Consider the following 22,451-nt stretch of genomic DNA (forward strand, 5'->3'; position numbering starts at 1 on the left):
CAATCCATTCTGCGGGATCGCGAAGAGGCGCGCGGCCAAGACCAACCGCCGCAGGCGCGCTACGCACGCTACCCCTTCCGGCGGCGTAGGCCCACATGGCGTCCACCCGGCGAGGACACGTCCTTGCGAAGCGGCCGCCTCCGCGCGGGCGCCGGTCCTCGTACGAACCGCTGACGCGGGCCTCGCGAAGGGGTGCGCTCCGGGCGCGTTGGGGCACTATGTCGGGGTGACGACGTCGGGTTCACGTACGTCGGCGGACGCGGTGCGCAGGGCGGGCCGGGCCGTCGGCCGCGCGCTGACCGTGCCCTTCGGCAAGGCGGGGCGCGGGATCCGCCGGGTCACCAGCGCGCACGGCGCGGGCGAGACGGGGCTGAACAAGCTCATCGAGCTGCACGCCGTGAACAGCGCCGGCGACATGCTCGTCACCGTCGCCCTCGCCTCCACGGTGTTTTTCTCCGTGCCTACGGACGAGGCACGCGGCCGGGTGGCGCTCTATCTGGCGATCACGATGGCCCCGTTCACGCTGCTCGCCCCGGTGGTCGGCCCACTGCTCGACCGGCTGCCGCACGGCCGCCGCGCGGCGATGGCCGCGGCGATGCTGGCCAGGGCGCTGCTCGCGCTGCTGCTCGCGGGCGCGGTGGTCACCGGGAGTCTGCAGCTGTATCCGGCGGCGCTCGGGGTGCTCGTGGCCTCGAAGGCGTACGGGGTGGTCAGGAGCGCGGTGGTGCCGCGGCTGCTGCCGAAGGGGTTCTCGCTGGTGAAGGCGAACTCGCGGGTGACGCTCGGCGGGCTGCTCGCGACCGGGATCGCGGCGCCGGTCGGCGCGGGGCTGCACCAGCTGGGGCCGCGGCTGCCGCTGTACGCGGCGTTCACGCTGTTCGTCGTCGGCATGTTCCTGGCCTTCACGCTGCCGCACAAGGTCGACTCGGCGAAGGGCGAGGACCGGGCGCTGCTCGCGGCCGACGAGCAGCATCTGCACCGCGAGCACCGCAAGCCGGGCCTGCGGACCGTGGGTCCTGCGGTCACGCACGCGCTCGCGGCGAACGCGGGGGTGCGGGCGCTGAGCGGCTTCCTGATCTTCTTCCTGGCGTTCCTGCTGCGCGAGGACCCCTTCCCGGGGCAGAGCGCCGCCGTCTCGCTCGCGATGGTCGCGGTCGCGGCCGGGATCGGCAACGCGCTCGGTACGGCGGTGGGTGCGGCGCTGCGCGGCCGGGCACCCGAGCTGATCATCGTGACGGTGCTTGCCGTGGCGACCGGGGTCACGATCACCGCGGCGGTCTTCTTCGGCGCGCTGCTCGTCGCCGCGCTGGGCGCGGTCGCGGGTGCCTCGCAGGCGCTCGCCAAGCTGGCGCTCGACGCGCTGATCCAGCGCGATGTGCCCGAGCGGGTGCGCAACTCCGCCTTCGCGCGCTCCGAGACACTGCTGCAGATGTCCTGGGTGGTGGGCGGCGCCATCGGGATCGTGCTGCCGCTGCACGGGACGCTGGGCTTCGCGGTGGCCGCGTTCATCGTCGCGTCGGCCTGGGTGCTGACGCTGCGGGGTCTGATCACCGCGGCCCGCCACGGGCACGCCCGCCCGCACGCGGCCTGAGGAGGAGCATCCCGTACGGGGCCGGTGACGTGGGGTGAGCCGTGCCGCGCGGGTGGTGTGCGCACCGCCACGCCGTACCCACCTGGCCGTACGCCCCGGACCTCCCGATAGCCTTCGGCCATGACCTCCCTGCGCATCTCCGCCAAGGGCCGCCGCGCCGCGGCCACGCTTGGCGTCGTCTCCGCCGGCCTTCTCGTGCTGTCCGCCTGTGAGAAGCCGACCGCTCTCGCCACGGTGACCGTCGGCACCAGCTCGGTCTCCAGCGAGGCCGTCTGCAAACTGAAGGTCGAGAAGGACGAGAAGGGCAAGATCAAGAAGGAATCGCTCGATCGGGACGAAATCCAGGCCTGCATGGAAGACGAGTCCGTGAAGTCGGTGGACTACTCCTCGGGCGAGACCCTGCGCGTGGGTGTCGAGCCGGAGGTCGTCGAGGACGGCAACAAGTGGGTGGTCCTGCTCGACCGCCAGCCGATCATCGACGCGACGAACAAGACGTATGTGAGTTTCCCGCACGCGGACATCTTCGCCACCGGCGGCCAGGGCGGCGCCCCCGAGTCCAAGCTCGTCAGCGTCTTGCGGGGCAAGGACGGGAACTACACCGAGGTGTGGTCCTTCCGGGTGAACAACACCGACGCGGAGAAGGAGTCCGACACGCAGGACGACTCCGAAGCGCAGGACAACTGAGCCGATGCGCGTCCTGGTCGTGACCGCCGTGCCGGCGGAGGCGGATGCCGTCTCCGCCGGTGCTCCCGGCCTGGACACACTCGCCGCCGGCGTCGGCCCGGCGGCCGCCGCGGCCGCCACCGCCCGTGCGCTGACCGCCGCCGCACTCGGCGGACGGCCCTACGGGCTGGTCGTCTCGGCCGGTATCGGCGGCGGCTTCGCGCCCGCCGCACCGGTCGGCTCGCTCGCCGTCTCCGAGGTGATCGTGGCGGCCGATCTGGGCGCCGAGACCCCTGAGGGTTTCGTGCCCGTCACCGAGCTGGGTTTCGGCACCGTACGCCACGAGCCGCCCGCCGCCCTCGTACGGGAGCTGGCGGCCGCGACCGGCGCCCGCACCGGCCCCTTGCTCACCGTCTCCACGGTCACCGGGTCCGCGGCCCGTGCCGGGGAGCTCGCGGCGCGCCATCCCGGGGCGCTGATCGAGGCGATGGAGGGTTTCGGGGTCGCCGAGGCCGCCGCCGCGCAGGGCGCTGTCGCCGTGGAGATCCGCGCCGTCTCCAACGCCGTGGGCCCGCGCGACCGGTCCGCCTGGCGGATCGGCGAGGCGCTCGCGGCACTCACCGAAGGCTTCGGGAAGGCGGCGCCCGTGCTGGAGGGTTGGAACGCACATGACTGAGCCCACAGCCGGGCAGCCCCTGCCCGCGACCGCCGAGCAGCCTCTGCGGTTCGCCTACTCGCCCTGCCCCAACGACACCTTCGTCTTCCACGCCTGGGCGCACGGCCTGGTCGAGGGCGCTCCCCCGATCGACGTCACCTTCGCGGACATCGACATCACCAACGGTCTGGCCGAGCGCGGGGGTCCCGAGGCCCCGGAGATCCTGAAGGTCTCGTACGCGGTGCTGCCGTACGTTCTCGACGCGTACGCGCTCCTGCCCTGCGGCGGCGCGCTCGGGCGTGGCTGCGGGCCGCTCGTGCTCACGCGCGAGCCCGGCACGGACCTCACGGGCCGGACGGTCGCCGTGCCGAGCGAGAAGTCCACCGCGTATCTGCTCTTCCGGCTGTGGGCCGCGGACACGCTGCCGGACGGGGTGGGCGAGATCGTCGTCCTGCCCTTCCACGAGATCATGCCCGCCGTACGCGACGGCCGGGTCGACGCCGGGCTCGTCATCCACGAGGCGCGCTTCACGTACCAGGACTTCGGCCTGCACTGCCTCGCCGACATGGGCGTGCACTGGGAGCGGACCACCGGGCTGCCGATCCCGCTCGGCGCGATCATCGCGAAGCGCTCGCTGGGCGAGGAGCGTCTGCGGGCGCTGGCGGAGGCGGCACGCACCTCCGTACGGATGGCCTGGGACGATCCGGAGGCCTCGCGCGCGTATGTGCTGGCGCATGCGCAGGAGATGGATCCGGCGGTCGCCGAGCAGCACATCGGGCTCTACGTCAACGAGTTCACCGCCGACCTCGGCGAGGCCGGCTTCGCGGCGGTCCGCGGACTGCTCACGCGCGCCGCGGCCGAGGGACTCGTACCGCCCCTCGGCCGCGATGCGCTGCGGGTGATGTGACCAACCGCGGGTGATGTGACCAGCCGCGGGTGACGTGACCAACCGCTCGTTGCTGTGACTACACGTCCAGCTGGTCCGCGACCGCCCGCAGCATGCCGGCGATCTTCGCGCCGTGCGCCTTGTCGGGGTAGCGGCCGCGCTCCAGCTGCTGTGTGACGTTCTCCAGGAGGGTCGTCAGATCCTGCACGATCGAGGCGAGCTCATCGGGCTTGCGGCGCTGTGCCGCGGCCACGGAAGGCGCCGGATCGAGCAGGGTCACGGAAAGGGCCTGGTCACCGCGCTGTCCCGCGACCACGCCGAACTCCACGCGCTGCCCCGGCTTCAGCGCGTCTACGCCTGCGGGCAGCACGGATGAGTGGACGAAGACGTCGCCGCCGTCATCGCGGGAGAGAAAGCCGAAGCCCTTCTCGGAGTTGAACCACTTGACCTTGCCCGTCGGCATGTCCGTCCTCGTCCTCGTACTGGCCGCTCGTGCACCGAAACGGCTCCGGATAGCACTGCAGCGGGCCGATTCGGACCCGCCGACACCAAGACTATTGGTCCGGGCGCCCCTGACAAGCCTGCTTTTCCGCTGCGCCCGACGCCCTCTGTCGGCAGGGAACTACCCTGGTCGCGTGAGCAACACACCTTCCGGGCCCGGCGACCGGCTCGTACGTATCGGCGCGATCATCTTCCTCGTCGGGACCGTGGCCACCCTGGTCACGGTGGCCCCGCTGTTCCTCGGCACGGATCCCTTCCCGCCCGTCGCGTATGCGGTCTGCATGCTCATGGGTGTCGGCTTCGCGGTCGCCGGGGCGGGTGTCCTGAAGTCGATCGCCGTGCAGAGGGCGGAGGCCGCCCCGCAGGGGCGTCGTTGAGGGGTGGCGGTCGGGCGACGGGCGGGCGTCAGGCGCGGGCGGCCGTCGAGTAGGTCCCGTCGGCGGCGGAGGCGGCTTCTTTCGCGTACGAGGCGAGCCAGGGCGGGAACTCGGTGAGGTCGGCGAGGACCACGTCCGCGCCCTCCGCGCGGAGTTCGTCGGCCGAGCAGGGGCCGGTCGGCACGGCCACCGAGCGGGCGCCGGCGGTACGGGCGCCGCGTACGTCGCCGAGGTGGTCGCCCACGTAGACGGCGGCGTCGTACGCGCGCAGGGCCTCCGCCTTCGCCTCCGCCCAGAGCCGGCCGATCACCGCGTCGGGCTCGATGCCGAGGTGGTCGAGGTGGCGCCTGGCGTGCGGCTCGTTCTTGGCGGTGACGACGATCGCCCGCCCGCCGGCCGCGCGGACCGCCGCGATCGCCTCGCGGGCGCCGGGCAGCGCGGGGCTCGGGGTGATGGCGTATGTGGGGTAGATCTCACGGTAGTGCCGGACCATCGCCGGTATCTCGGCCTCGGGGAACCAGTGCGCGAGCTCCCACTCCAGTGGCGGGCCGAGCCGCGTGACGGCGAGGGCGGCGTCGATGTGCGTGCCCGTGGCGGCGGAGAGCGCCTCGTAGCAGGCCCTGATCCCGGGCCGGGAGTCGATCAGCGTCATGTCGAGGTCGAAGCCGACGGTCAGGGGCACGGAGCCGCCGGTGCTCACGGATGCGGGGCCGTCGGTCTGCCGGTCGGGGCCGTCGCCGGTCTGCGGGGCGGGGCCGTCGGTCCGCAGGGCGGGGCGCGTATGCGAGGTCATGCAGCCATTGTCACCGGGCGGGCGGTCGGTCCCCGGGCCGGTCCGGGTTCTACACTTGGCGACTTAGGTCACCCTCACCCCAGTACGAAAAGACCCTGATGCCGACCGCCGCCGCCCCCGCCGAACAGGCGCACCGCCCGCACGCGGTCAGACGTCTCGTGCTGACCGGAGCCGCCGCCCTCGCGCTGCTCCTCGCCGTCCTCCTCTCGCTCGCCGTCGGCGCCCGCCCGATCGCGCCCTCCGCGGTGCTCGACGCGCTGCTCAACGGCGGCCACAGCGACGCGGCCCTCGTCGTACGCGAACTGCGGGTGCCGCGGACGATGATCGGCCTGATGGTCGGCGCCGCGCTCGCGATCGCCGGAACCGCCCTGCAGGGCATCACCCGCAATCCGATCGCGGACCCCGGCATCCTCGGGATCAGCCAGGGCGCCTCGGTCGCCGTCGTGCTCGCCATCGCCTTCGCGGGGGTCCACACGCTCTCCGGCTACGTCTGGTTCGCCTTCGCGGGCGCCGGGATCGCCTCGGTCGCGGTGTACGCGATCGCTTCCGGTGGACGCGGCGGTGCCACGCCGGTGAAGCTTGCGCTCGGCGGCGCGGCGATCAACGCGCTGCTCGTCTCGGTGACGATGGCGGTCCTGACGACGAAGGCCTCCGCGCTCGACGAGTTCCGGTTCTGGCAGGTCGGGGCGATCTCCGGGCGCGGCTCCGACGTGGTCGGCCAGGTCTGGCCGTTCCTGCTGATCGGGGTGGGTCTGGTGCTCGTCGTGGCCCGCGGGCTCGACGCGCTCGCGCTCGGCGAGGACGTCGCCAAGGGGCTCGGGCAGCGGGTCGCGCTGGTACGGATCGTGGGCGGGCTCGGCGCGACCGTGCTCACCGGGGTCGGGGTCGCGGCGGCCGGGCCGATCGCGTTCATCGGGCTCGCGGTACCGCATATCGCACGGGCGCTGGTGGGCTCGGACCACCGCTGGGTGCTGCCGATGGCCGCGCTGATCGGGCCCGTGATGCTGCTCGTCTCGGATGTGGTCGGCCGGGTGGTCTTCCCGCCCTCGGAGGTGCCCGCGGGTGTGATGACCGCGCTGATCGGGGTGCCGTTCCTGGTGACGCTGGTGCGGCGGAAGGCGGTGGCGGCGTGAAGGGGGTGTCCGTGGGAGACGTGGACTCCGTACGCAGGGCTGCCGTACGGCCCGCCGGCTACGGCGTGCTGCGTGCGGGCCCGGCGGCGCTGCTCGTGCACCGGCGTTCCGTGGCCGTGGCCTCGGCGCTGGCGTTGCTGCTCGTGGCCGCCTGCATCGCGTACCTCTGTGTCGGCGAGTCCTTCGTGGCCCCCGGCGAAGTGGTGCGGGTGGTGCTCGGGCAGCCCTCGCCGCACGAGCTGGTCGTCGGGGAGCTGCGGCTGCCGCGGCTCGTCGTCGGGCTCCTGGTCGGGCTCGCCTTCGGCGTGGCGGGTGCGCTGATCCAGACCGTGGCCCGCAACCCGCTCGCCAGCCCCGACGTCATCGGCATCAGCCAGGGCGCGAGCGCGCTCACCGTGGCCGCGATGACGCTCGGCGTCACCTCGTACGGCGTGCTGCCGTATCTGTCGGTCGGGGGCGGGCTGCTCGCCGCCGCGCTCGTGTACCTCTTCGCGTGGCGGGGCGGGCTGCACGCCACCCGCTTCGTCCTCATCGGCATCGGCTTCGCGATCGCGCTGCGCTCGGTCACCACGCTGTTCATGACGAAGGGCGACTATCTCGTCGCCCAGCAGGCGCAGATCTGGATGACGGGCTCGCTGAACGGGCGGGGCTGGCCCGAGGCCGAGGTGCTCGCCCCCGTACTGCTCGTGCTCGTGCCCGCCGTCGCCTGGGCCGCGCGGGCCCAGCGCACGGTCTCCCTCGACGACGACACGGCGACCGCGCTGGGGGTGCGGCTGGGGCGCGTACGGCTCGGGCTCGTCGCCCTCGGTGTGGTGCTCGCGGCCATGGCGACCGGGGCGGCCGGGCCGGTGGACTTCGTGGCGCTGCTCGCGCCGCAGATCGCGCGGCGGCTGACCCGGACCGCGCAGCTTCCGCTGGTGTCCAGCGCGCTGACCGGCGCGGTGATCGTCGTGCTCGCCGACCTGCTCGCCCGGCGGCTGTTCTCGCCCACCGAACTGCCGGTCGGCGTTCTCACGGCCGCGGTGGGTGCGCCGTATCTGATCTGGCTGATCATCCGCAGCCGTACCGTCGGAGGAAGCGCGTGAGCCTCCGAGAACCTGTTGTGACCGTCGGAGGAAGCTCGTGACCGAGGTGACCAAGGCGACCAAGGCGACCGAGGCGTCCGCCGTGACCGCTGTGGCCGCTGTGACCGCCGTGACCGCCGTGCCCACCGCCCGCCTCAGCACGCGGGCGCTCACCCTCGCCTACGAGGACCGTACGGTCGTCCCCGCGCTCGACCTCGCCGTCCCCGACGGGAAGGTCACGATGATCGTCGGGCCGAACGCCTGCGGGAAGTCGACGACGCTGCGGGCGCTCGGGCGGCTTCTCAAGCCCAGGTCGGGTTCGGTGCTGCTCGACGGGACCGAGCTGGCCAAACTGCCCACGAAGCGGATCGCGCAGCAGATCGGTCTGCTCCCGCAGACGCCCGTCGCGCCCGAGGCGATCACGGTCGCCGACCTTGTCTCGCGCGGGCGCCAGCCGCATCAGAGCTGGTGGCAGCAGTGGTCCGAGGCGGACGAGCGGGCGGTCGCGGAGGCGATGGAGCGCACCGATGTCGCCGACCTCGCCGAACGGTCCGTGGACGAGCTGTCCGGCGGACAGCGGCAGCGGGTGTGGATCGCGATGGCGCTCGCGCAGGAGACGGGGCTGCTGCTGCTCGACGAGCCGACGACGTATCTGGACATCTCGCATCAGGTCGAGGTGCTTGATCTGGTGCGGCAGCTGAATCATGACAAGGGGCGCACGGTGGTGGTCGTGCTGCACGACCTGAATCAGGCGGCGCGGTATGCGGACCATCTGGTGGCGATGAAGGCCGGTGAGGTGGTGGCCTCCGGGCCACCGGCCGAGGTGGTGACGGCGGATCTCGTACGCGAGGTCTTCGGCCTCGACTGCGTGGTGGTCCCCGACCCCGTGACGGGGTCACCGCTGGTGGTGCCGGGGGCGCCTTGGACGTCCGCCTGACCTCGCTGTGGTGGTGCCGCCAACTGGGGGCGGCTGAGGTCGTGGCGAAGGCTTGGCTCCCGCCGGAGTGCCGCTGTGCCCACCCGTGCCGCCCTGCGGCACGACTGCCCACAGCTAGGTAGTGGGTGGGTTGCCGCGGGCGCGACCGGCCCACAACTGGGGAGGGAAGGGAGGGGCGGCACGACTGCCCACAGCTGGGTGGGGGAGAGAGGGGCTGGCCCCTGGCCTTACTCGTCGGCCAGCTCCGCCACCCCCGTGATCCGGTGGAGCGGATACGTGCGCACCTCATCCGCCGTGTGGTCGAAGCCCGTGACGAACCCGCCCTCGACCCGGATCGGCGCGATCACCCGCTGACTCGCCGCGCCCTCCGCGTTGACGTACCCGATCCACAGCGCATCCCCGGTCAGCACCGCCGCCTGCATCGTGGCGAGCGTCTCCGCCGCCGTCGTCCGCGGCAGCTCCCCAGCCGCCCCGGCCGCCGAAGCCGCGGGCGCCGGCTTCCGCGGCGCCGTGGACGCCAGGTCACCGGCCCTGATAGCCCGCACCGCCGCCGCGAGCAGCTTCGCATCGGGCGCACGCGGCCCTTCGGGCACGGGCTCGGGCGCCGTACGCGGAGGCGTCCGGTGGGACAGCGCCCGGGTGATCAGCACATCCCCCTCCGCCGTCTCCGCCGCGGGCGCGAACCCCATCGCACGCAGCCCGTCGAGCAGCGCCCCCGGATCCGCCTGCGCGGCGAGCACCGTGGGGGCGAGCCGCCGCAGCCGCAGCCCCTGCGCCCGCTTGTCGGCCATGATCTCGCCGAGCACGGATTCGTCGTCGCAGCGCACATACGCCGAGGCCGCCCCGATCCGCAGATGTCCGTGCCTGCGCGCCACGTCGTCGATCAGGTACGACAGCGGCTGCGGCACCGGCGTACGGCTGTGCGCGGCGAGGAAGGCCTGCAGGTCGGAGGCGGACTTCCCGGCGTCGAGGGCGCGGCGTACGGAACCGGCCGTGAAGCGGTAGACCGTCGCACCGCCCTTGGACTCCACGTCGGCGAGCACGCTCAGCATCTCGGCGAGCGGCCGCTGGAGCGGGCCGGGGGCCACGGCGGTCAGGTCGGCCTGGAGCAGGACGTGGTCGAGCGGTTCGGGGAGCAGCGGCGCCAGAGTGGAGACCACGAGTGCGTCGTCCCCGGCGAGGAGCGCCCGCCCGTGCGAGGACAGCGCGCCGCGCCCGGTGACGCCCAGCAACTCGGCCTCGTTGAGCGTCCATTGCGCGAGGCGCGCCCGCAGGTCGTCCGGTCCGCCGGCGGCGGCGGCGCGCAGCGGCCGTTCCCAGCGGAGCCGTTCGAGGACGGCCGTGGGGGCGGGCGCGCCGCCTTCGGGGAGGGCGGCGAGCAGACCGAGGACGCGGCGGCGGACCTCGGGCGCGGCCGAGCGGTCGAGGTGCGGGCCGAGGACGGACAGGCCCCGGTCCTTGGTGTCGCGGGAGCCCGCCACGCCGGGGGTGCGGGTCGCGGCCAGCCAGGCCGTGGCGATCAGCCGCCAGCGTTCGGCGGCGGGCTGTTCCAGCCAGTCGTCGTACGCGGGGGTGGCGGCGTAGCGTTCGTCGGTCTCTCCGTCGGAGGCCACCAGGCCTGCCGCGTGGGCGAGTTCGATCCAGAAGGCGGCGACGGGTTCGGAGACGTCGAGGGCGACCGCGGTCCGTTTGAGGTCGCGCACGCTCAGGCCGCCCGCCCGCAGGACCATGGGGCCGCCCTCGTCCCAGTCCTTGAGGAGTTCCTCGACGGTGGCGAGCGCGGTGTACGCCTGCCCGGCCGCCGTCGCGTCGACGACGCGGCCGCTGTGGGTGGCGGTCGCCTCGACCGGCGGGGGCAGCGGGCTCGGTGCGCGGTGGGCGCGGCCGCCGCGCAGGTGCAGGGCGGCCTCGCGCGGCAGGACGACGGTGCCCGGTGCGGTGGGCAGGAGCAGGCCGCGGTCGAGGAGCCAGCGCACGTGCGGGGCGGGCTGGGCGGTGACCTGCCCGTAGGGCGGTCCCCAGGTGAGCCGTCCCAGTACCTCGAAGGCGTCGGCGGGTGCCTCGTCGAGGAGGGCGCTCATCCTCGTACGGTCCTGGAAGAGTTCCGTGAGCGCGGCGACCGCCGAGACCGCATCGTGCGTGGGCGCGAGCCCGGCGCCTTCGAGCAGCTGCTGCACGCGGCCCGGTGACATGCCGGAGACGGTCTCGGCGACGGTGGGGCCGAGGCCGGTCGGCGAGGGGTGGCCGGGGCTCGGCGCGAGCAGTTCGCGGGCCGTGCGCACCAGGCGCAGGCGGTCGTCCGCGCCCCAGACCAGGGCCTGTTCGCGCAGGGTCGCGAGCGCGGTGGGCAGGGCGGCCGCGATGTCCGGATCGTGCTCGCCGTCGCCCGCGAGGAGCGCTTCGAGCTGCCCGTACGTGGCGGGGTCGGGGGCGACGGCGAGCGCCTCGGCGGTCTGCAGGGCGAAGGTGTCGAGGCGTTCGAGGGCACGGACCACCGAGGCGCGGGTGCCGGCACGGGTCGCGAGCTGTGTCAGATCGCCCGGCACCGGGTTGAGCAGATCGGCGCGCGCCCGCAGCAGGGCGGCGAGTGAATCGTCAGCACGCCGCCGCAGCTCCTCGGCAAGCGTCCGCGGGGTGCCTCCGGCGGTGCTCTCGGTCGTCATCCGACCCACGTTAGCCGCTGCGACCGACAGCTTCCCGGGGCTCGCGGTACCGTCGGAGCGCCGGGCTGAGGCAAACGGGCCTGTCCGGAGGGGACTTGGCCGGGCGTGGACGAGCCGGTTCCGCGAGTGGCGGTACATGTACGTGTGCAGGGGGTCCGGTGGCCATCGAGAGCGATCAGCTCGTCTTCGACTATCTGAGCCGGGTCGGCGACCTGGCCCAGCAGCGGCAGCTGCCCTCCTCCGCACGGATGCGGCTGGTCACCGAGTTGCGGACGGAGATCGAGCAACGGCGGGCGCGGGCGGCCGACGCGGAGAGCCCGGCTTCCGTACGGCGACTCCTCACGCGGCTCGGGACGCCGGAGCAGCTGGTGACACAGGCGGAGGCGGGCCGGGAGCTCGATCTGCCGCCCGATGTGGACGTGCCGGGGCAGCGGGGCGGGGGGCGGCTGTTCGGGCGCGGAGCCGGGGCGGACGACGGGTCCGGGGCAGGGGCCGAGGCCGGTTCCGGCGCCGGTTCCGGGGCCGGTTCCGGGGCCGGGCGTGGGTTCGGGGCCGGGCGTGGGTTCGGGGCCGGGCGTGGGTTCGGGGCCGGGCTGCGGCGGACGCTGCCCCGTCCGCGTAGCCCCGAGGAGAGCGTCGTACCGCCGTCGACCGCGGCCTCTCCCCCACACCTCGCAGGGGAGGACGAGCTCGGCCCGAGCAAGGGGGGCGGCTTGGAACCGGACTGGTGGCGGGTGGACGCGAACCCCTTCGGGGGCGCGAGCGGTGTGGGGGCGGCGGATGCCGTGCCCGGGTTCGTGGGCGGGATCGAGATCCCCGACATACTGAAACCACCGGCGGACGAACCGGAGGACGAGCGCGCCGCGCGGCCGAACACGAAGGCAAGGGCGGACGGCGCCGAGGACTCCGGGGACTCCGACGTCGCGGACGGGCTCGACGAGGAGCCCGAAGCACGCAAGCGCCGCTTCCCACGCCTGCGCCGCGCCCCCGCCGAACGCTCCCTGAGCCTGACCAACCCGCTGCTCCTGCTCGCCGCCGCGCTGCTCGTGGCGGGAGTGGTGATGGGCCACCCCGTCCCGCTGGTCGCTGGCTGGGGCATCGCATACGCCTCACGCCGCCTGAGCCGCAACGAGGCGAAGCTCGCGGTCCTGTGGGTGCCGGGGCTCGCGGTGGCCACCGGGGCGGTGTGGCTGTGGGGCCGGGTCGAGGAACGCTGGGGCGAGCCGGTCGCGGAGGGCGCGATGAAGGCGGCGGTCGCCGAGACGTGGCCCTGGGTCCTGCGCGGCGCGGCACTCGCGTCCGCGTTGTTCCTGGTGTGGCGCTCGCAGCGCAACCCCAAGGAGTAAATTCCACGCCCGCACACGGGCGCACGGCCGGACTCCTCACCGACCGGCGGATCCCGCGCCCAGTGCCTTCGGCAGCGGTGCGCCGTGCACCACGATCAGGCCCGAGACCGCTCGGGTCAGTGCCACGTACAGGCGGCGCAGGCCTGTGCGTTCGTCCGGTTCGCCGTCGACGACGGCGGAGGGCTCGTCGAGGACCACGTAGTCGTACTCCAGGCCCTTGGCCAGGGAGGCGGGGACGAGGGTGAGGCGGGTGTCGGGCGTGGTCTCCTCGCCGGGGCCCAGGTGTCCGAGGCCCGCTTCCTCAAGTGCCGCCGCCAGTACGGGAATCCGCGCGTCCGCCGCGATCAGGCCGATCGAGCCCTCGTGCCGCAATGACTCCACGCAGGCGGCCACCACGTCCGCGTCTCTGCTCCCGTCCGCCGAGGACGAGGCACGTACCGACAGGGAGCCCGGCGACTCCCGCACGGAGGAGACCTCCGCGAGACCGGGGGCGATCGACGGCAGGAGGCGTGAGGCGTAGGCAATGACCTCGCGCGGGACGCGGAAGCCCGCCGTCAGTTCCTCGATCACCGCTTCCCGCTTGCCCAGATGCGTGAGCGCCTCGTCCCAACTCCGCGTCGCCCACGGGGTGGTGCCCTGCGCCAGGTCGCCGAGGACGGTCGCCGAGCCGGTGGTGCAGCGGCGGCCGACGGCCCGGTACTGCATCGGGGACAGGTCCTGCGCCTCGTCGAGGACGACATGGCCGAGCGAGTGCGTACGGGCCACAAGGTCCGAGGCCTCGTCGATCAGCACCGCGTCGGCGGCCGACCACTTGGCCGCCCTGACCGAACGCGCGGGCTTCGCCCACAGGATCGCCTTCTGTTCCTCCGCGTCCAGGACCCCTTCCGCGTGCTCGGCGAGGAAGTCGGCATCCGAGAGCAGCCGCAGCACCAGCTTCGCCGGGTCGACCGGCGGCCAGATGGCCTTGACCGCCGCCTTCACGGCGGCATTGCGCGCGACGGAGTCCTGTACGCGGTCGTCCGGCGCCTCCCCGGCCTGCTCCATCCGTACGAGGACGGCGTGCGCGATCCGCTGCGGCAGCGCCTCGCGGGCGGCTCCGTAGCGGATGTCGCGGGCCAGCAACTCCTCGACGATCTCGGCGAGTTCGCAGGACGGGATCCGCCAGCGCCGCGAGCCGCGGACCACCATGAGCGCATCGGTGGGCGGTGTGACATGGGAGCGGACGGCCCGTCGCAGCACCTCGGCCATCCGGGCGTCGCCCTTCACCAGGGCGGTGGCGGCGGCGTCCGTGCCGCGGACCTCCACATGCGCGACGAGATCGTCCACGGTCGCCTGCTGCACCTCCAGCTCGCCGAGGGCGGGCAGGACCTGCTCGATGTAGTGGAGGAAGGATTTGTTCGGGCCGATCACGAGGGTGCCGGTGCGGGCGAGGCGCTCGCGGTGCGCGTACAGGAGGTACGCGACCCGGTGCAGGCCGACGGCCGTCTTGCCGGTGCCGGGCCCGCCCTGCACACACACCGTGCCGCCGAGCCCGCTGCGGACGATCTCGTCCTGCTCGGGCTGGATCGTGGCCACGATGTCGCGCATCGGGCCGACGCGCGGCCGCTCGATCTCCTGCTGCAGCAGCTTGCTGCTGCGCGCCGCCTCGGTGGGGTCGGAGAGGTGTTCGTCCTCGTACGCGGTGATCTCGCCGCCCGTGTAGCCGAACCGTCTGCGCAGCGCGACGTCCATCGGCTGCTGCTTGGAGGCCTGGTAGAAGGGCTGCGAGACGGGGGCACGCCAGTCGATCACCATCGGGTCGCCGTCGGCGTCGTGGACGTGGCGGCGGCCGATGTAGAACTGGTCCCCGGGGGCACCCTCCGCCTGCTCGGCGCCAACGGTGTGCAGATAACTGAGGCGGCCGAAGAAGAGCGGGGTGTGGGCGAGGTCGGCGAGGGCCTTGATGCGTTCGTCGATCTGATGCTGCAGGACTGCGGCGTTCACCCAGTTCGCGGTGACATCGCTGATGTCGAGGCCCTCGGCGTCCTCGCGCATCGCGCGCAGGGCGGCGCGGGAGGCGGCGAGATGGGCGCGCTCGCGGGCCAGCAGATCGCCTTGCTCGGGTTCGGGAGCGGGCGCGGGCTCGGGCTCGGGCGCGGGTTCGGGTACGGGCGCGGGTTCGGGTTCGGGTACGGGCGCGGGCACAGCGAAGCCTCCAACCAGGGCGGTTCCAGCGGTGGCCCCCGGTTTCCGGCCGGGTGGCGGCACTCCGCGGGGTGCGGCGGAGGCGGGGAGGCGGCCCGTCCGGGGATCGCCGAGGGGATCTTCCGGGGGCCGGGCAGACGGGGAAGCTTAGGTCACGGGGTGGTGGCGGGGCCAACGCATTTCCGTGACCTCGGCTTTCCGCGGGCGACCTCGCCCGTTCTGTGGCCTCACCCGTCCTGTGACCTCGCCCGTCCCGTGGCCTCACCCGTCCCGTGGCCTCACCCGTCCCGTGGCCTCGGCTCCCGGCGGCCTCTCTGCCGAAAGGTGGATGGCCTCCCCTATCGGTATGAGGGTCGGAATCCACCCCCAGGCCGATGTCCGATATGGGGTGATCGGCGCATTCTTGGATACATGAGCAGCGCAACCTTCACCCCAGCCCCCGTCCACTCCCGGACCCCCGCCGGAGCGACCGCCACCGACACCCGCCACACCCCTCGCCTCGTACGCGCCCTCCGCGCCGTCAAGGTCTTCGCCGGCGCGGCGGTGGACGTGGTCATACTCGGCGACTACGAGAAGGAAGCCGGCGTCACGCGCCACCGCGGGCCATAGAAGGCGGGCCGTGGAAGGCGTGCGGCATGTCCCAGCCCTCGGCGAGTCTCGACGGGTGGATGTTCTCTCCGCCGCCGAAGAACTCGCAGAATTTCATGATGAGCGGATCCCAGCCGAGCGGGTCCACATGCCGCGTCCCCGGGATGACCAGCTCCTGCTCGACATGGGCGCGAAGCACCTCGACCTGGAAGGCGGTGGCATGAGCGGTGGCATGAGGTGTGGGCGCGCCGAAGGGATGGGAGGAGACGACCCGGCATTCCAGTTGGACGGGGCACTCCGCGACCCGGGGCACCCGGACCAGCTCCGAGGCCTGCTCGGTCAGTCCCGCGGCCGAGAACTTGTCCGGTTCGTACCGGTAGCCCTGCTGCACCTTGCGCTCCGGCACGTCCGGCCTGCCGGTGGTGAGCGCGAGCCGGTCGACGGCGTCGACCATCGCGGAGGACGGCAGGTTGAGCACGCATTCGCCCTCGCGCAGCAGGTTCGCGGTCGTCCGGCCGCTGTTGCCGAGACCGAGCATGCAGGACTGCCCGAGCCACCACGCGGAGGACATCGGCGCGAGGTTCGCGGTGCCGTCCTCGTTGCGTGAGCTGATCAACACCACCGGGGTCCCGAAGTAGAGGACCTTGAGCCCGGGAACCACATGCATGGTTGTTCGCCTTTCGCAGGATGCCGGTCGGCCGGACGCGCGATCGCTCGCACAGGCCGTCGACGACTCTGCCCGGGGCGGACGGGCCGGGCTGGCGGCAATCGGACCTCGCCTTGCGGGGTGGACGCTGGGACATCTTTCTGCGGTTCAGACCGTCGCGCCCGCGCTCAGCGCGATGCACGGCGATCCGGGGCGTGCCTGGACGGTGCAGGAGCTGGCCGGGCGGGCGGGGCTGTCCCGGGCGGCGTTCGCGCGCCGCTTCACCGAGCTGGTCGGTGAGCCGCCGATGGCCTATCTGACGCGCTGGCGGATGACGACGGCGGCGCGGATGCTGCGGGAGTCCGAGGAGACGCTCTCGGCGGTGGCGGCGCGTACGGGGTACGGCTCGGAGTACGCGTTCGCCAAGGCGTTCAAGCGCGCGTACGGGATGGCGCCGGGCGGCTACCGGCGCGGGGTGCGGGCAGCCGCCTGAGCCCGGGCGGAGGTCAGACCTCCTTGAGGAGGTCGTCGGCGTCGACGATGCGGTAGGCGTAGCCCTGTTCCGCCAGGAAGCGCTGGCGGTGGGCCGCGAAGTCCTGGTCGATGGTGTCGCGGGCGACAACCGAGTAGAAGTGCGCCTGGTGTCCGTCCGACTTGGGCCGCAGGACGCGGCCGAGGCGCTGGGCCTCCTCCTGCCTGGACCCGAAGGTGCCGGAGACCTGGATGGCGACGGTCGCCTCCGGCAGGTCGATGGAGAAGTTGGCGACCTTGGAGACGACGAGGACGTTGATCTCGCCTTCCCGGAAGGCGTCGAAGAGCTTCTCGCGCTGGGCGTTGCTCGTCTCGCCCTTGATGACGGGCGCGTCCAGGTGCTCCCCCAGCTCGTCGAGCTGGTCGATGTACTGCCCGATGACGAGGATCTGCTGCCCGGCGAACCTCTTCACGATCGCCTCCGTCACCTTCCGCTTGGTGGCGGTGGTGGCGCAGAAGCGGTACTTCTCCTCGGTCTCCGCCGTCGCGTAGGCGAGCCGCTCCGAGTCGGTGAGGTTGACCCGTACCTCCACGCAGTCGGCGGGCGCGATGTAGCCCTGCGCCTCGATCTCCTTCCACGGAGCGTCGAACCGCTTCGGCCCGATGAGGGAGAAGACGTCGGATTCGCGGCCGTCCTCGCGTACGAGCGTGGCGGTCAGGCCGAGCCGCCGCCGGGCCTGCAGATCGGCGGTGAACTTGAAGACGGGCGCGGGCAGCAGATGCACCTCGTCGTAGAGGATCAGGCCCCAGTCGCGGGAGTCGAAGAGCTCCAGGTGCGGGTAGATACCCTTCCGCTTCGTCGTGAGGACCTGGTACGTGGCGATGGTGACGGGACGGATCTCCTTCTTCGTCCCGCTGTACTCGCCGATCTCGTCCTCGGTCAGCGAGGTCCGCTTCACGAGCTCGTGCTTCCACTGGCGGGCGGAGACGGTGTTGGTGACGAGGATCAGCGTGGTGGCCTTGGCCTGCGCCATCGCGCCCGCGCCGACCAGGGTCTTTCCGGCACCGCAGGGCAGTACGACGACACCGGACCCGCCGTGCCAGAAGTTCTCCACGGCCTGTTTCTGGTACGGGCGCAGCGCCCAGCCGCTCTCGTCGAGCTCAATGGCGTGCGCCTCGCCGTCCACGTAGCCGGCGAGGTCCTCGGCGGGCCAGCCCAGCTTGAGCAGGGTCTGCTTGATCTGGCCGCGCTCGGAGGGGTGCACGGCGACGGTGTCGGCGTCGATGCGGGCGCCGACGAGGGGCGCGATCCGCTTCGACTTGAGGACCTCTTCGAGGACCGGTCGGTCCGTGGTGGTCAGGACGAGGCCGTGCGCCGGGTGCTTGGAGAGGGTGAGGCGCCCGTAGCGGTCCATGGTCTCGGCGATGTCGACGAGCAGGGCGTGCGGCACGGGATACCGGCTGTACTCGACGAGCGCGTCGACGACCTGCTCGGCGTCGTGGCCCGCGGCCCGCGCGTTCCACAGGCCGAGCGGCGTCACGCGGTACGTGTGGATGTGCTCGGGCGCCCGCTCCAGTTCGGCGAACGGGGCGATGGCGCGACGGCACGCGTCGGCCCGCTCGTGGTCGACTTCGAGCAGGAGCGTCTTGTCGGACTGGACGATCAGGGGGCCTGAGTTCACGCGTCACCCTTTCCGGTGGGCCAAACCTCCAGTGTGCCGCATGGGGGAAGGATCTCTGGTTGGTTGGGGAACGGACAGGGAATCACGTTCACAGTAATCTGTTTATGGATTCCATTGGTTCTATATACGGAGGGGCCGTCATGAGCCTGACCACCATCGACATCGACGACGCCGCGTTGGAAGAGCTGATGCGGGTCACCGGCATAAGGACCAAGAAGGAGGCCGTCAACATGGCCATCCGGGAGGTCGCCGACCGGAACAAGCGGATCGCCGCCTACGAGTACTACGCCGAGCGGGCCCAGCACTGGGACTACGAGGGCTGGAAGCGTCGGCGGGACGCGGAGAAGGGGCGGAGCGAATGATCCAGTACCTCATCGACTCCTCCGCGATCTGGCGCCTGCAGCGGAACAAGGATCTGCACGTCGCCTGGCAGCCCGCCGTCACCGGTGGATCCGTCGGTTCCTGCTGGCTGCAGCGCGCCGAGTTCCGGAGGTCGGCGCGCAGTGGCGCGGACTACGACGACATGACCGAGATGTTCGCCTCGCTCTACCCGGACGTGCCCGTCCCCAAGTCGGCGCCCCAGTGGATCGAGGCCACGCAGAACAAGCTGGCCCGGATCGGCGAGCACAAGGCACTGTCCGCGCTCGACCTGGTCATCTCGGCGACGGCGGCCTATCACCACCTCGTGGTGCTGCACGACGACAACGACTTCGCCACCGCCGCCCGCACGACCCGCGACCTGCGCGAACGCAACATCCACCAGACTCCCTGATCCGCCGGGCAGAAGGCCCTATGCGTCGACCGCCGCCCGCCACTCGGCCACGGCGGTCGACGACACCGGCCCGGTCCAGCCGCCCGGCCGCGCGGCCGAGCCGATGTGGAAGGCGTCGATACCCGCCGCCTTGAGGCGTGCCAGGTGCGGCAGGGCGAGCCCGCCGCCGACGAGGATGCGCTGCTCGTAACCGGGCTCACCGGAACGCTGCGCCTCCGCCGTGAGCATGGCGAGCCCGTCGGTGACCCCGGTGGCCGCGCCCGCCGTGAGGTAGGTGTCGAGGCCGGGCAGGTCCGCGAGCTGTTTGCGCAGGGCATCGCGGTCCGCCGCGCGGTCGATCGCACGGTGGAAGGTCCAGCGGGCGCCGTCGAGGGCGGTGACGACGGCCTCCACGGCCGGCATGTCGGGTGCGCCGGTCTCGTCGAGGAAGCCGAGCACGAACTCGTCCGCGCCCGCCTCCCGCAGCTCGTACGCCGAGCGGACCAGGCTCTCCACGTCCCCGGCGGCGAATCCGTCCGCGGCGCGCAGCATCACGCGCAGCGAGATGTCGACGCAGGAGCGGATGGCGCGGAACGTGGCCACGCTCGGCGTGAGCCCGTCGGCCGCCATGTCGGTGACGAGTTCGAGCCGGTCCGCGCCGCCCGCCTGCGCGGCGACCGCGTCCTCGGGCCCGAGGGCGATCACCTCAAGGACTGCACGCTTCGTCATGGGCCCACTCCTCACGGATCACCGTTGATCGCGCATCAACCGGTTCCAGCACCTTCGCTGGTCTAGTCCAATCCTACGCGGTGATCCGCCCGCCGGGGAGTCGATCGGCACACGCGCCCCGCCGCGCTTCAGCGAATCACTTGCCATTCCATACGGGTGGGGGGTATACCTGAACATGCAACGCACGATACCCCCCAGGGGTAACAGCGATGAAGTGGGGAGTCCGCAGCCATGACCACCGAGATCGACACCGGCCCCGCAGCGCCCCGGGCCGGTAAGCCTGCTTCCGAGGTCGAGCTGGCGATCGGCGGCATGACCTGCGCCTCCTGCGCCGCCCGGATCGAGAAGAAGCTCAACCGGATGGACGGCGTCGAGGCCACGGTCAACTACGCGACCGAGAAGGCCAAGGTCCACTTCCGCGCGGACATCGCCGTACGGGACCTCATCGCCAAGGTCGAGGCCACCGGGTACACGGCCCGGGAGCCCGAGCCCCCGAGCGCCGCCACCCCGGAAGCCGAAGAAGGAGCCGACGCCGACGCCAACTCCGATGCCCGCACAGGCACCGGCACCGGCACCGGCTCCTCCGCCGACACTCGCACCACCGGCCGACAGCGAGCGGCCGCCGTCCCTGACGAGCTCCGGTCCCTGCGCCTGCGCCTCACCACCGCCGTCGTCCTCGCCGTCCCGGTGATCGCCATGGCGATGATCCCGCCACTGCAGTTCGAGTACTGGCAGTGGCTGTCCCTGACCCTCGCCGCCCCCGTCGTCACGTACGCCGGCTGGCCCTTCCACAAGGCGGCCTGGACCAACGCGAAGCACGGCGCGGCAACCATGGACACGCTGATCTCGGTCGGCACCTCGGCGGCGTTCCTGTGGTCGCTGTGGGCGCTGTTCTTCGGAACGGCCGGGATGCCGGGGATGACCCACCCGTTCGAGTTGACCATCGCACGCAGTGACGGCGCCGGGAACATCTACCTGGAGGCCGCCGCGGGCGTGACGGCCTTCGTCCTGGCCGGCCGCTACTTCGAGGCCCGCTCCAAGCGCAAGGCGGGCGCCGCGCTGAGGGCGCTGCTCGAACTGGGCGCGAAGGACGTGACGGTGCTGCGGGAGGGCGACACCGAGGTCCGTGTCCCGATCGCCGAGCTGCGGACCGGCGACCGTTTCCTGGTCCGGCCCGGCGAGAAGATCGCCACGGACGGCACCGTGGTCGAGGGTTCCTCGGCCGTGGACGCCTCGATGCTCACCGGCGAGTCGGTGCCGGTGGAGGTCGGTGTCGGCGACTCGGTGACCGGCGCGACACTGAACGCGGGCGGCCGTCTCGTCGTCGAGGCCACCCGGGTCGGCGCGGACACCCAGCTGGCCCGGATGGCGCGCCTCGTGCAGGACGCGCAGAACGGCAAGGCCGCGGCGCAGCGCCTGGCCGACCGTATCTCCGCGGTCTTCGTCCCCGTCGTGATCGTGCTCGCCCTCGGCACGCTCGCGCTCTGGCTGGCCACGGGCGCCGGTGCGACCGCCGCCTTCACCGCGGCCGTCGCCGTCCTGATCATCGCCTGCCCCTGCGCCCTGGGGCTCGCGACTCCGACCGCGCTCATGGTCGGTACGGGACGCGGCGCCCAGCTCGGCATCCTGATCAAGGGCCCGGAGGTCCTTGAGTCCACCCGCAAGGTCGACACGATCGTGCTGGACAAGACCGGGACGGTGACGACCGGCAGGATGACGCTGCTCGCCACGCACCCGGCGCCCGGTGTCACCGCCGAGGAACTGCTCCGTATCGCCGGCGCCCTGGAGAACTCCTCCGAACACCCGATCGCGCAGGCCGTCGCGGCGGGCGCACGCAAGGAGACGGGCTCGCTGCCCGTCCCCGAGGACTTCGCGAACGTCCCCGGGCTCGGCGTCCAGGGCATCGTCGAGGGCCACGCGGTCCTGGTGGGCCGTAAGCAGCTGCTCGCGAATGGGGCCTCCCCTGCTCGAGCGAAGTCGAGAGCTTGGGGAAGGGAGATCCACCTGCCGGTCGAGCTGGAGCGGGCGCTCTCGGCCGCCGAGGCCGCGGGCCGTACGGCCATCGCGGTGGCCTGGGACGGCGAGGCGCGCGGGGTCCTGGAGGTCGCGGACGCGGTCAAGGACACCAGCGCGGAGGCCGTCGGCCGCCTGCGCGAGCTGGGCCTCACGCCCATCCTCCTGACCGGCGACAACAAGGCCGTGGCGCGGTCGGTGGCGGCCGAGGTCGGGATCGCGGACGGGGACGTGATCGCGGAGGTGCTGCCCGAGGACAAGGTGGACGTGGTCAGGAAGCTGCAGGCCGAAGGCCGCTCGGTGGCCATGGTCGGCGACGGCGTCAACGACGCGGCCGCGCTCGCCCAGGCCGACCTCGGCCTCGCGATGGGCACCGGCACGGACGCCGCCATCGAGGCCGGCGACCTCACCCTCGTCCGCGGTGACCTGCGGGTGGCCGCCGACGCGATCCGGCTCTCGCGGCGGACGCTCGGCACGATCCGTGCGAACCTGTTCTGGGCCTTCGCCTACAACGTGGCCGCGTTGCCGCTCGCGGCGGCCGGACTGCTCAACCCGATGATCGCGGGCGCGGCGATGGCGTTCTCGTCCGTCTTCGTGGTCGGGAACTCGCTGCGCCTGCGGAGGTTCAAGGCGGCGTGAGCCACGGGTCCGGTGAGGTCACGGCCCTCTGAGCTCACGGCCCTTGAGCTCACCGCCCTGTGAGGTCACGGCCCGTGAGTCCACGGCCCGTGAGTCCACGACCCGGTGAGGCTCGGTCATACGGCAAGTACGGTTGCCA

Annotated in this window: 20 protein-coding genes and 1 pseudogene; 14 read left to right on the plus strand and 7 right to left on the minus strand. The window is 72.6% G+C overall.

What is annotated here, in order from left to right:
* The first annotated feature begins 226 nt into the window (after positions 1-226).
* The 4 genes from ACLF6P_RS21650 to ACLF6P_RS21665 all read left to right on the plus strand — a co-directional run bounded on the left by ACLF6P_RS21650 (position 227) and on the right by ACLF6P_RS21665 (position 3,816).
* Positions 227-1,591, plus strand: coding sequence for an MFS transporter (locus ACLF6P_RS21650; protein ID WP_415952294.1), 1,365 nt, complete (start codon positions 227-229; stop codon positions 1,589-1,591).
* Positions 1,592-1,711: 120 nt separating this feature from the next.
* Positions 1,712-2,275, plus strand: coding sequence for a DUF2771 domain-containing protein (locus tag ACLF6P_RS21655; protein ID WP_415952295.1), 564 nt, complete (start codon positions 1,712-1,714; stop codon positions 2,273-2,275).
* A 4-nt stretch (positions 2,276-2,279) separates the two neighbouring features.
* Complete coding sequence (locus ACLF6P_RS21660; protein ID WP_415952296.1) at positions 2,280-2,930, plus strand: futalosine hydrolase; 651 nt, start codon at positions 2,280-2,282, stop codon at positions 2,928-2,930.
* Positions 2,923-3,816: a 1,4-dihydroxy-6-naphthoate synthase gene (locus ACLF6P_RS21665; protein ID WP_415952297.1), complete on the plus strand. Its 894-nt coding sequence runs from the start codon at positions 2,923-2,925 to the stop codon at positions 3,814-3,816. Before ACLF6P_RS21660 ends, ACLF6P_RS21665 begins: the two co-directional genes overlap by 8 nt.
* A gap of 58 nt (positions 3,817-3,874) precedes the next feature.
* Here ACLF6P_RS21665 and ACLF6P_RS21670 read toward each other — a convergent pair whose 3' ends face one another.
* Positions 3,875-4,258 (minus strand): cold-shock protein, encoded by a 384-nt coding sequence (locus tag ACLF6P_RS21670; RefSeq protein ID WP_415952298.1) that lies wholly within the window; start codon positions 4,256-4,258, stop codon positions 3,875-3,877.
* A 172-nt stretch (positions 4,259-4,430) separates the two neighbouring features.
* On the opposite strand from ACLF6P_RS21670, the gene ACLF6P_RS21675 reads away from it, so the two are divergent.
* Positions 4,431-4,673, plus strand: coding sequence for a hypothetical protein (locus ACLF6P_RS21675; RefSeq protein WP_415952299.1), 243 nt, complete (start codon positions 4,431-4,433; stop codon positions 4,671-4,673).
* A gap of 28 nt (positions 4,674-4,701) precedes the next feature.
* Here ACLF6P_RS21675 and ACLF6P_RS21680 read toward each other — a convergent pair whose 3' ends face one another.
* A complete protein-coding gene (locus tag ACLF6P_RS21680) occupies positions 4,702-5,325 on the minus strand; it encodes an HAD family hydrolase (RefSeq protein WP_415952327.1) in 624 nt (207 codons plus the stop codon).
* Between the two features lie 239 nt (positions 5,326-5,564).
* On the opposite strand from ACLF6P_RS21680, the gene ACLF6P_RS21685 reads away from it, so the two are divergent.
* The 3 genes from ACLF6P_RS21685 to ACLF6P_RS21695 all read left to right on the plus strand — a co-directional run bounded on the left by ACLF6P_RS21685 (position 5,565) and on the right by ACLF6P_RS21695 (position 8,600).
* The gene (locus tag ACLF6P_RS21685) at positions 5,565-6,599 is read left to right on the plus strand and encodes a FecCD family ABC transporter permease (RefSeq protein WP_415952300.1); all 1,035 of its coding nucleotides are present in this window, start codon (positions 5,565-5,567) and stop codon (positions 6,597-6,599) included.
* Positions 6,600-6,610: 11 nt separating this feature from the next.
* A complete protein-coding gene (locus tag ACLF6P_RS21690; protein WP_415952301.1) occupies positions 6,611-7,684 on the plus strand; it encodes a FecCD family ABC transporter permease in 1,074 nt (357 codons plus the stop codon).
* Positions 7,685-7,793: 109 nt separating this feature from the next.
* Positions 7,794-8,600, plus strand: coding sequence for an ABC transporter ATP-binding protein (locus tag ACLF6P_RS21695; RefSeq protein WP_415952328.1), 807 nt, complete (start codon positions 7,794-7,796; stop codon positions 8,598-8,600).
* A gap of 227 nt (positions 8,601-8,827) precedes the next feature.
* Here the strand turns inward: ACLF6P_RS21695 and ACLF6P_RS21700 are convergent, their stop codons facing one another.
* Entirely contained in the window at positions 8,828-11,263 is a 2,436-nt protein-coding gene (locus tag ACLF6P_RS21700; protein WP_415952302.1) for a helicase-associated domain-containing protein, read from the minus strand.
* Between the two features lie 158 nt (positions 11,264-11,421).
* On the opposite strand from ACLF6P_RS21700, the gene ACLF6P_RS21705 reads away from it, so the two are divergent.
* Positions 11,422-12,609 (plus strand): hypothetical protein, encoded by a 1,188-nt coding sequence (locus ACLF6P_RS21705; protein ID WP_415952303.1) that lies wholly within the window; start codon positions 11,422-11,424, stop codon positions 12,607-12,609.
* 36 nt (positions 12,610-12,645) lie between these two features.
* Here the strand turns inward: ACLF6P_RS21705 and ACLF6P_RS21710 are convergent, their stop codons facing one another.
* The gene (locus tag ACLF6P_RS21710) at positions 12,646-14,793 is read right to left on the minus strand and encodes a HelD family protein (RefSeq protein ID WP_415952304.1); all 2,148 of its coding nucleotides are present in this window, start codon (positions 14,791-14,793) and stop codon (positions 12,646-12,648) included.
* Between the two features lie 411 nt (positions 14,794-15,204).
* Here ACLF6P_RS21710 and ACLF6P_RS21715 point away from each other — a divergent pair, with 411 nt between their 5' ends.
* Positions 15,205-15,402, plus strand: a complete 198-nt coding sequence (locus ACLF6P_RS21715) for a hypothetical protein (RefSeq protein ID WP_415952305.1) — start codon at positions 15,205-15,207, stop codon at positions 15,400-15,402.
* Here ACLF6P_RS21715 and ACLF6P_RS21720 read toward each other — a convergent pair.
* Positions 15,380-16,048 carry a flavin reductase family protein gene (locus tag ACLF6P_RS21720; RefSeq protein ID WP_415952306.1) on the minus strand — a complete coding sequence of 223 codons (669 nt, stop codon included), beginning with the start codon at positions 16,046-16,048 and terminating at the stop codon, positions 15,380-15,382. The genes ACLF6P_RS21715 and ACLF6P_RS21720 overlap by 23 nt on opposite strands.
* 154 nt (positions 16,049-16,202) lie before the next feature.
* Between ACLF6P_RS21720 and ACLF6P_RS21725 the strand changes: the two are divergent.
* Positions 16,203-16,520: pseudogene (locus ACLF6P_RS21725) on the plus strand (helix-turn-helix transcriptional regulator); the annotation flags it as partial.
* A 13-nt stretch (positions 16,521-16,533) separates the two neighbouring features.
* Here the strand turns inward: ACLF6P_RS21725 and ACLF6P_RS21730 are convergent.
* Complete coding sequence (locus ACLF6P_RS21730) at positions 16,534-18,180, minus strand: DNA repair helicase XPB (protein ID WP_415952307.1); 1,647 nt, start codon at positions 18,178-18,180, stop codon at positions 16,534-16,536.
* Positions 18,181-18,320: 140 nt separating this feature from the next.
* Here ACLF6P_RS21730 and ACLF6P_RS21735 point away from each other — a divergent pair, with 140 nt between their 5' ends.
* Positions 18,321-18,542 (plus strand): type II toxin-antitoxin system VapB family antitoxin, encoded by a 222-nt coding sequence (locus ACLF6P_RS21735; protein ID WP_415952308.1) that lies wholly within the window; start codon positions 18,321-18,323, stop codon positions 18,540-18,542.
* Positions 18,539-18,952 carry a PIN domain-containing protein gene (locus ACLF6P_RS21740; RefSeq protein WP_415952309.1) on the plus strand — a complete coding sequence of 138 codons (414 nt, stop codon included), beginning with the start codon at positions 18,539-18,541 and terminating at the stop codon, positions 18,950-18,952. Before ACLF6P_RS21735 ends, ACLF6P_RS21740 begins: the two co-directional genes overlap by 4 nt.
* Before the next feature lie 18 nt (positions 18,953-18,970).
* Here ACLF6P_RS21740 and ACLF6P_RS21745 read toward each other — a convergent pair whose 3' ends face one another.
* Positions 18,971-19,660: a copper homeostasis protein CutC gene (locus ACLF6P_RS21745; RefSeq protein ID WP_415952310.1), complete on the minus strand. Its 690-nt coding sequence runs from the start codon at positions 19,658-19,660 to the stop codon at positions 18,971-18,973.
* 231 nt (positions 19,661-19,891) lie between these two features.
* Here ACLF6P_RS21745 and ACLF6P_RS21750 point away from each other — a divergent pair, with 231 nt between their 5' ends.
* Positions 19,892-22,312 (plus strand): heavy metal translocating P-type ATPase, encoded by a 2,421-nt coding sequence (locus ACLF6P_RS21750; RefSeq protein WP_415952311.1) that lies wholly within the window; start codon positions 19,892-19,894, stop codon positions 22,310-22,312.
* Positions 22,313-22,451 lie beyond the last annotated feature (139 nt).

This window comes from Streptomyces lothianensis (assembly GCF_047779955.1).
Lineage (GTDB): Bacteria > Actinomycetota > Actinomycetes > Streptomycetales > Streptomycetaceae > Streptomyces.

What these genes read in the sequence shown, in the direction of transcription:
- ACLF6P_RS21655 (WP_415952295.1), top strand. Translation starts at nt 1,712, where the DNA reads ATGACCTCCCTGCGCATCTCCGCCAAGGGCCGCCGCGCCGCGGCCACG.
- ACLF6P_RS21660 (WP_415952296.1), top strand. Translation starts at nt 2,280, where the DNA reads ATGCGCGTCCTGGTCGTGACCGCCGTGCCGGCGGAGGCGGATGCCGTC.
- ACLF6P_RS21665 (WP_415952297.1), top strand. Translation starts at nt 2,923, where the DNA reads ATGACTGAGCCCACAGCCGGGCAGCCCCTGCCCGCGACCGCCGAGCAG.
- ACLF6P_RS21670 (WP_415952298.1), bottom strand. Translation starts at nt 4,258, where the DNA reads ATGCCGACGGGCAAGGTCAAGTGGTTCAACTCCGAGAAGGGCTTCGGC.
- ACLF6P_RS21680 (WP_415952327.1), bottom strand. Translation starts at nt 5,325, where the DNA reads ATGACGCTGATCGACTCCCGGCCCGGGATCAGGGCCTGCTACGAGGCG.
- ACLF6P_RS21685 (WP_415952300.1), top strand. Translation starts at nt 5,565, where the DNA reads ATGCCGACCGCCGCCGCCCCCGCCGAACAGGCGCACCGCCCGCACGCG.
- ACLF6P_RS21700 (WP_415952302.1), bottom strand. Translation starts at nt 11,263, where the DNA reads ATGACGACCGAGAGCACCGCCGGAGGCACCCCGCGGACGCTTGCCGAG.
- ACLF6P_RS21715 (WP_415952305.1), top strand. Translation starts at nt 15,205, where the DNA reads ATGAGCAGCGCAACCTTCACCCCAGCCCCCGTCCACTCCCGGACCCCC.
- ACLF6P_RS21720 (WP_415952306.1), bottom strand. Translation starts at nt 16,048, where the DNA reads ATGCATGTGGTTCCCGGGCTCAAGGTCCTCTACTTCGGGACCCCGGTG.
- ACLF6P_RS21735 (WP_415952308.1), top strand. Translation starts at nt 18,321, where the DNA reads ATGAGCCTGACCACCATCGACATCGACGACGCCGCGTTGGAAGAGCTG.
- ACLF6P_RS21740 (WP_415952309.1), top strand. Translation starts at nt 18,539, where the DNA reads ATGATCCAGTACCTCATCGACTCCTCCGCGATCTGGCGCCTGCAGCGG.
- ACLF6P_RS21745 (WP_415952310.1), bottom strand. Translation starts at nt 19,660, where the DNA reads ATGACGAAGCGTGCAGTCCTTGAGGTGATCGCCCTCGGGCCCGAGGAC.
- ACLF6P_RS21750 (WP_415952311.1), top strand. Translation starts at nt 19,892, where the DNA reads ATGACCACCGAGATCGACACCGGCCCCGCAGCGCCCCGGGCCGGTAAG.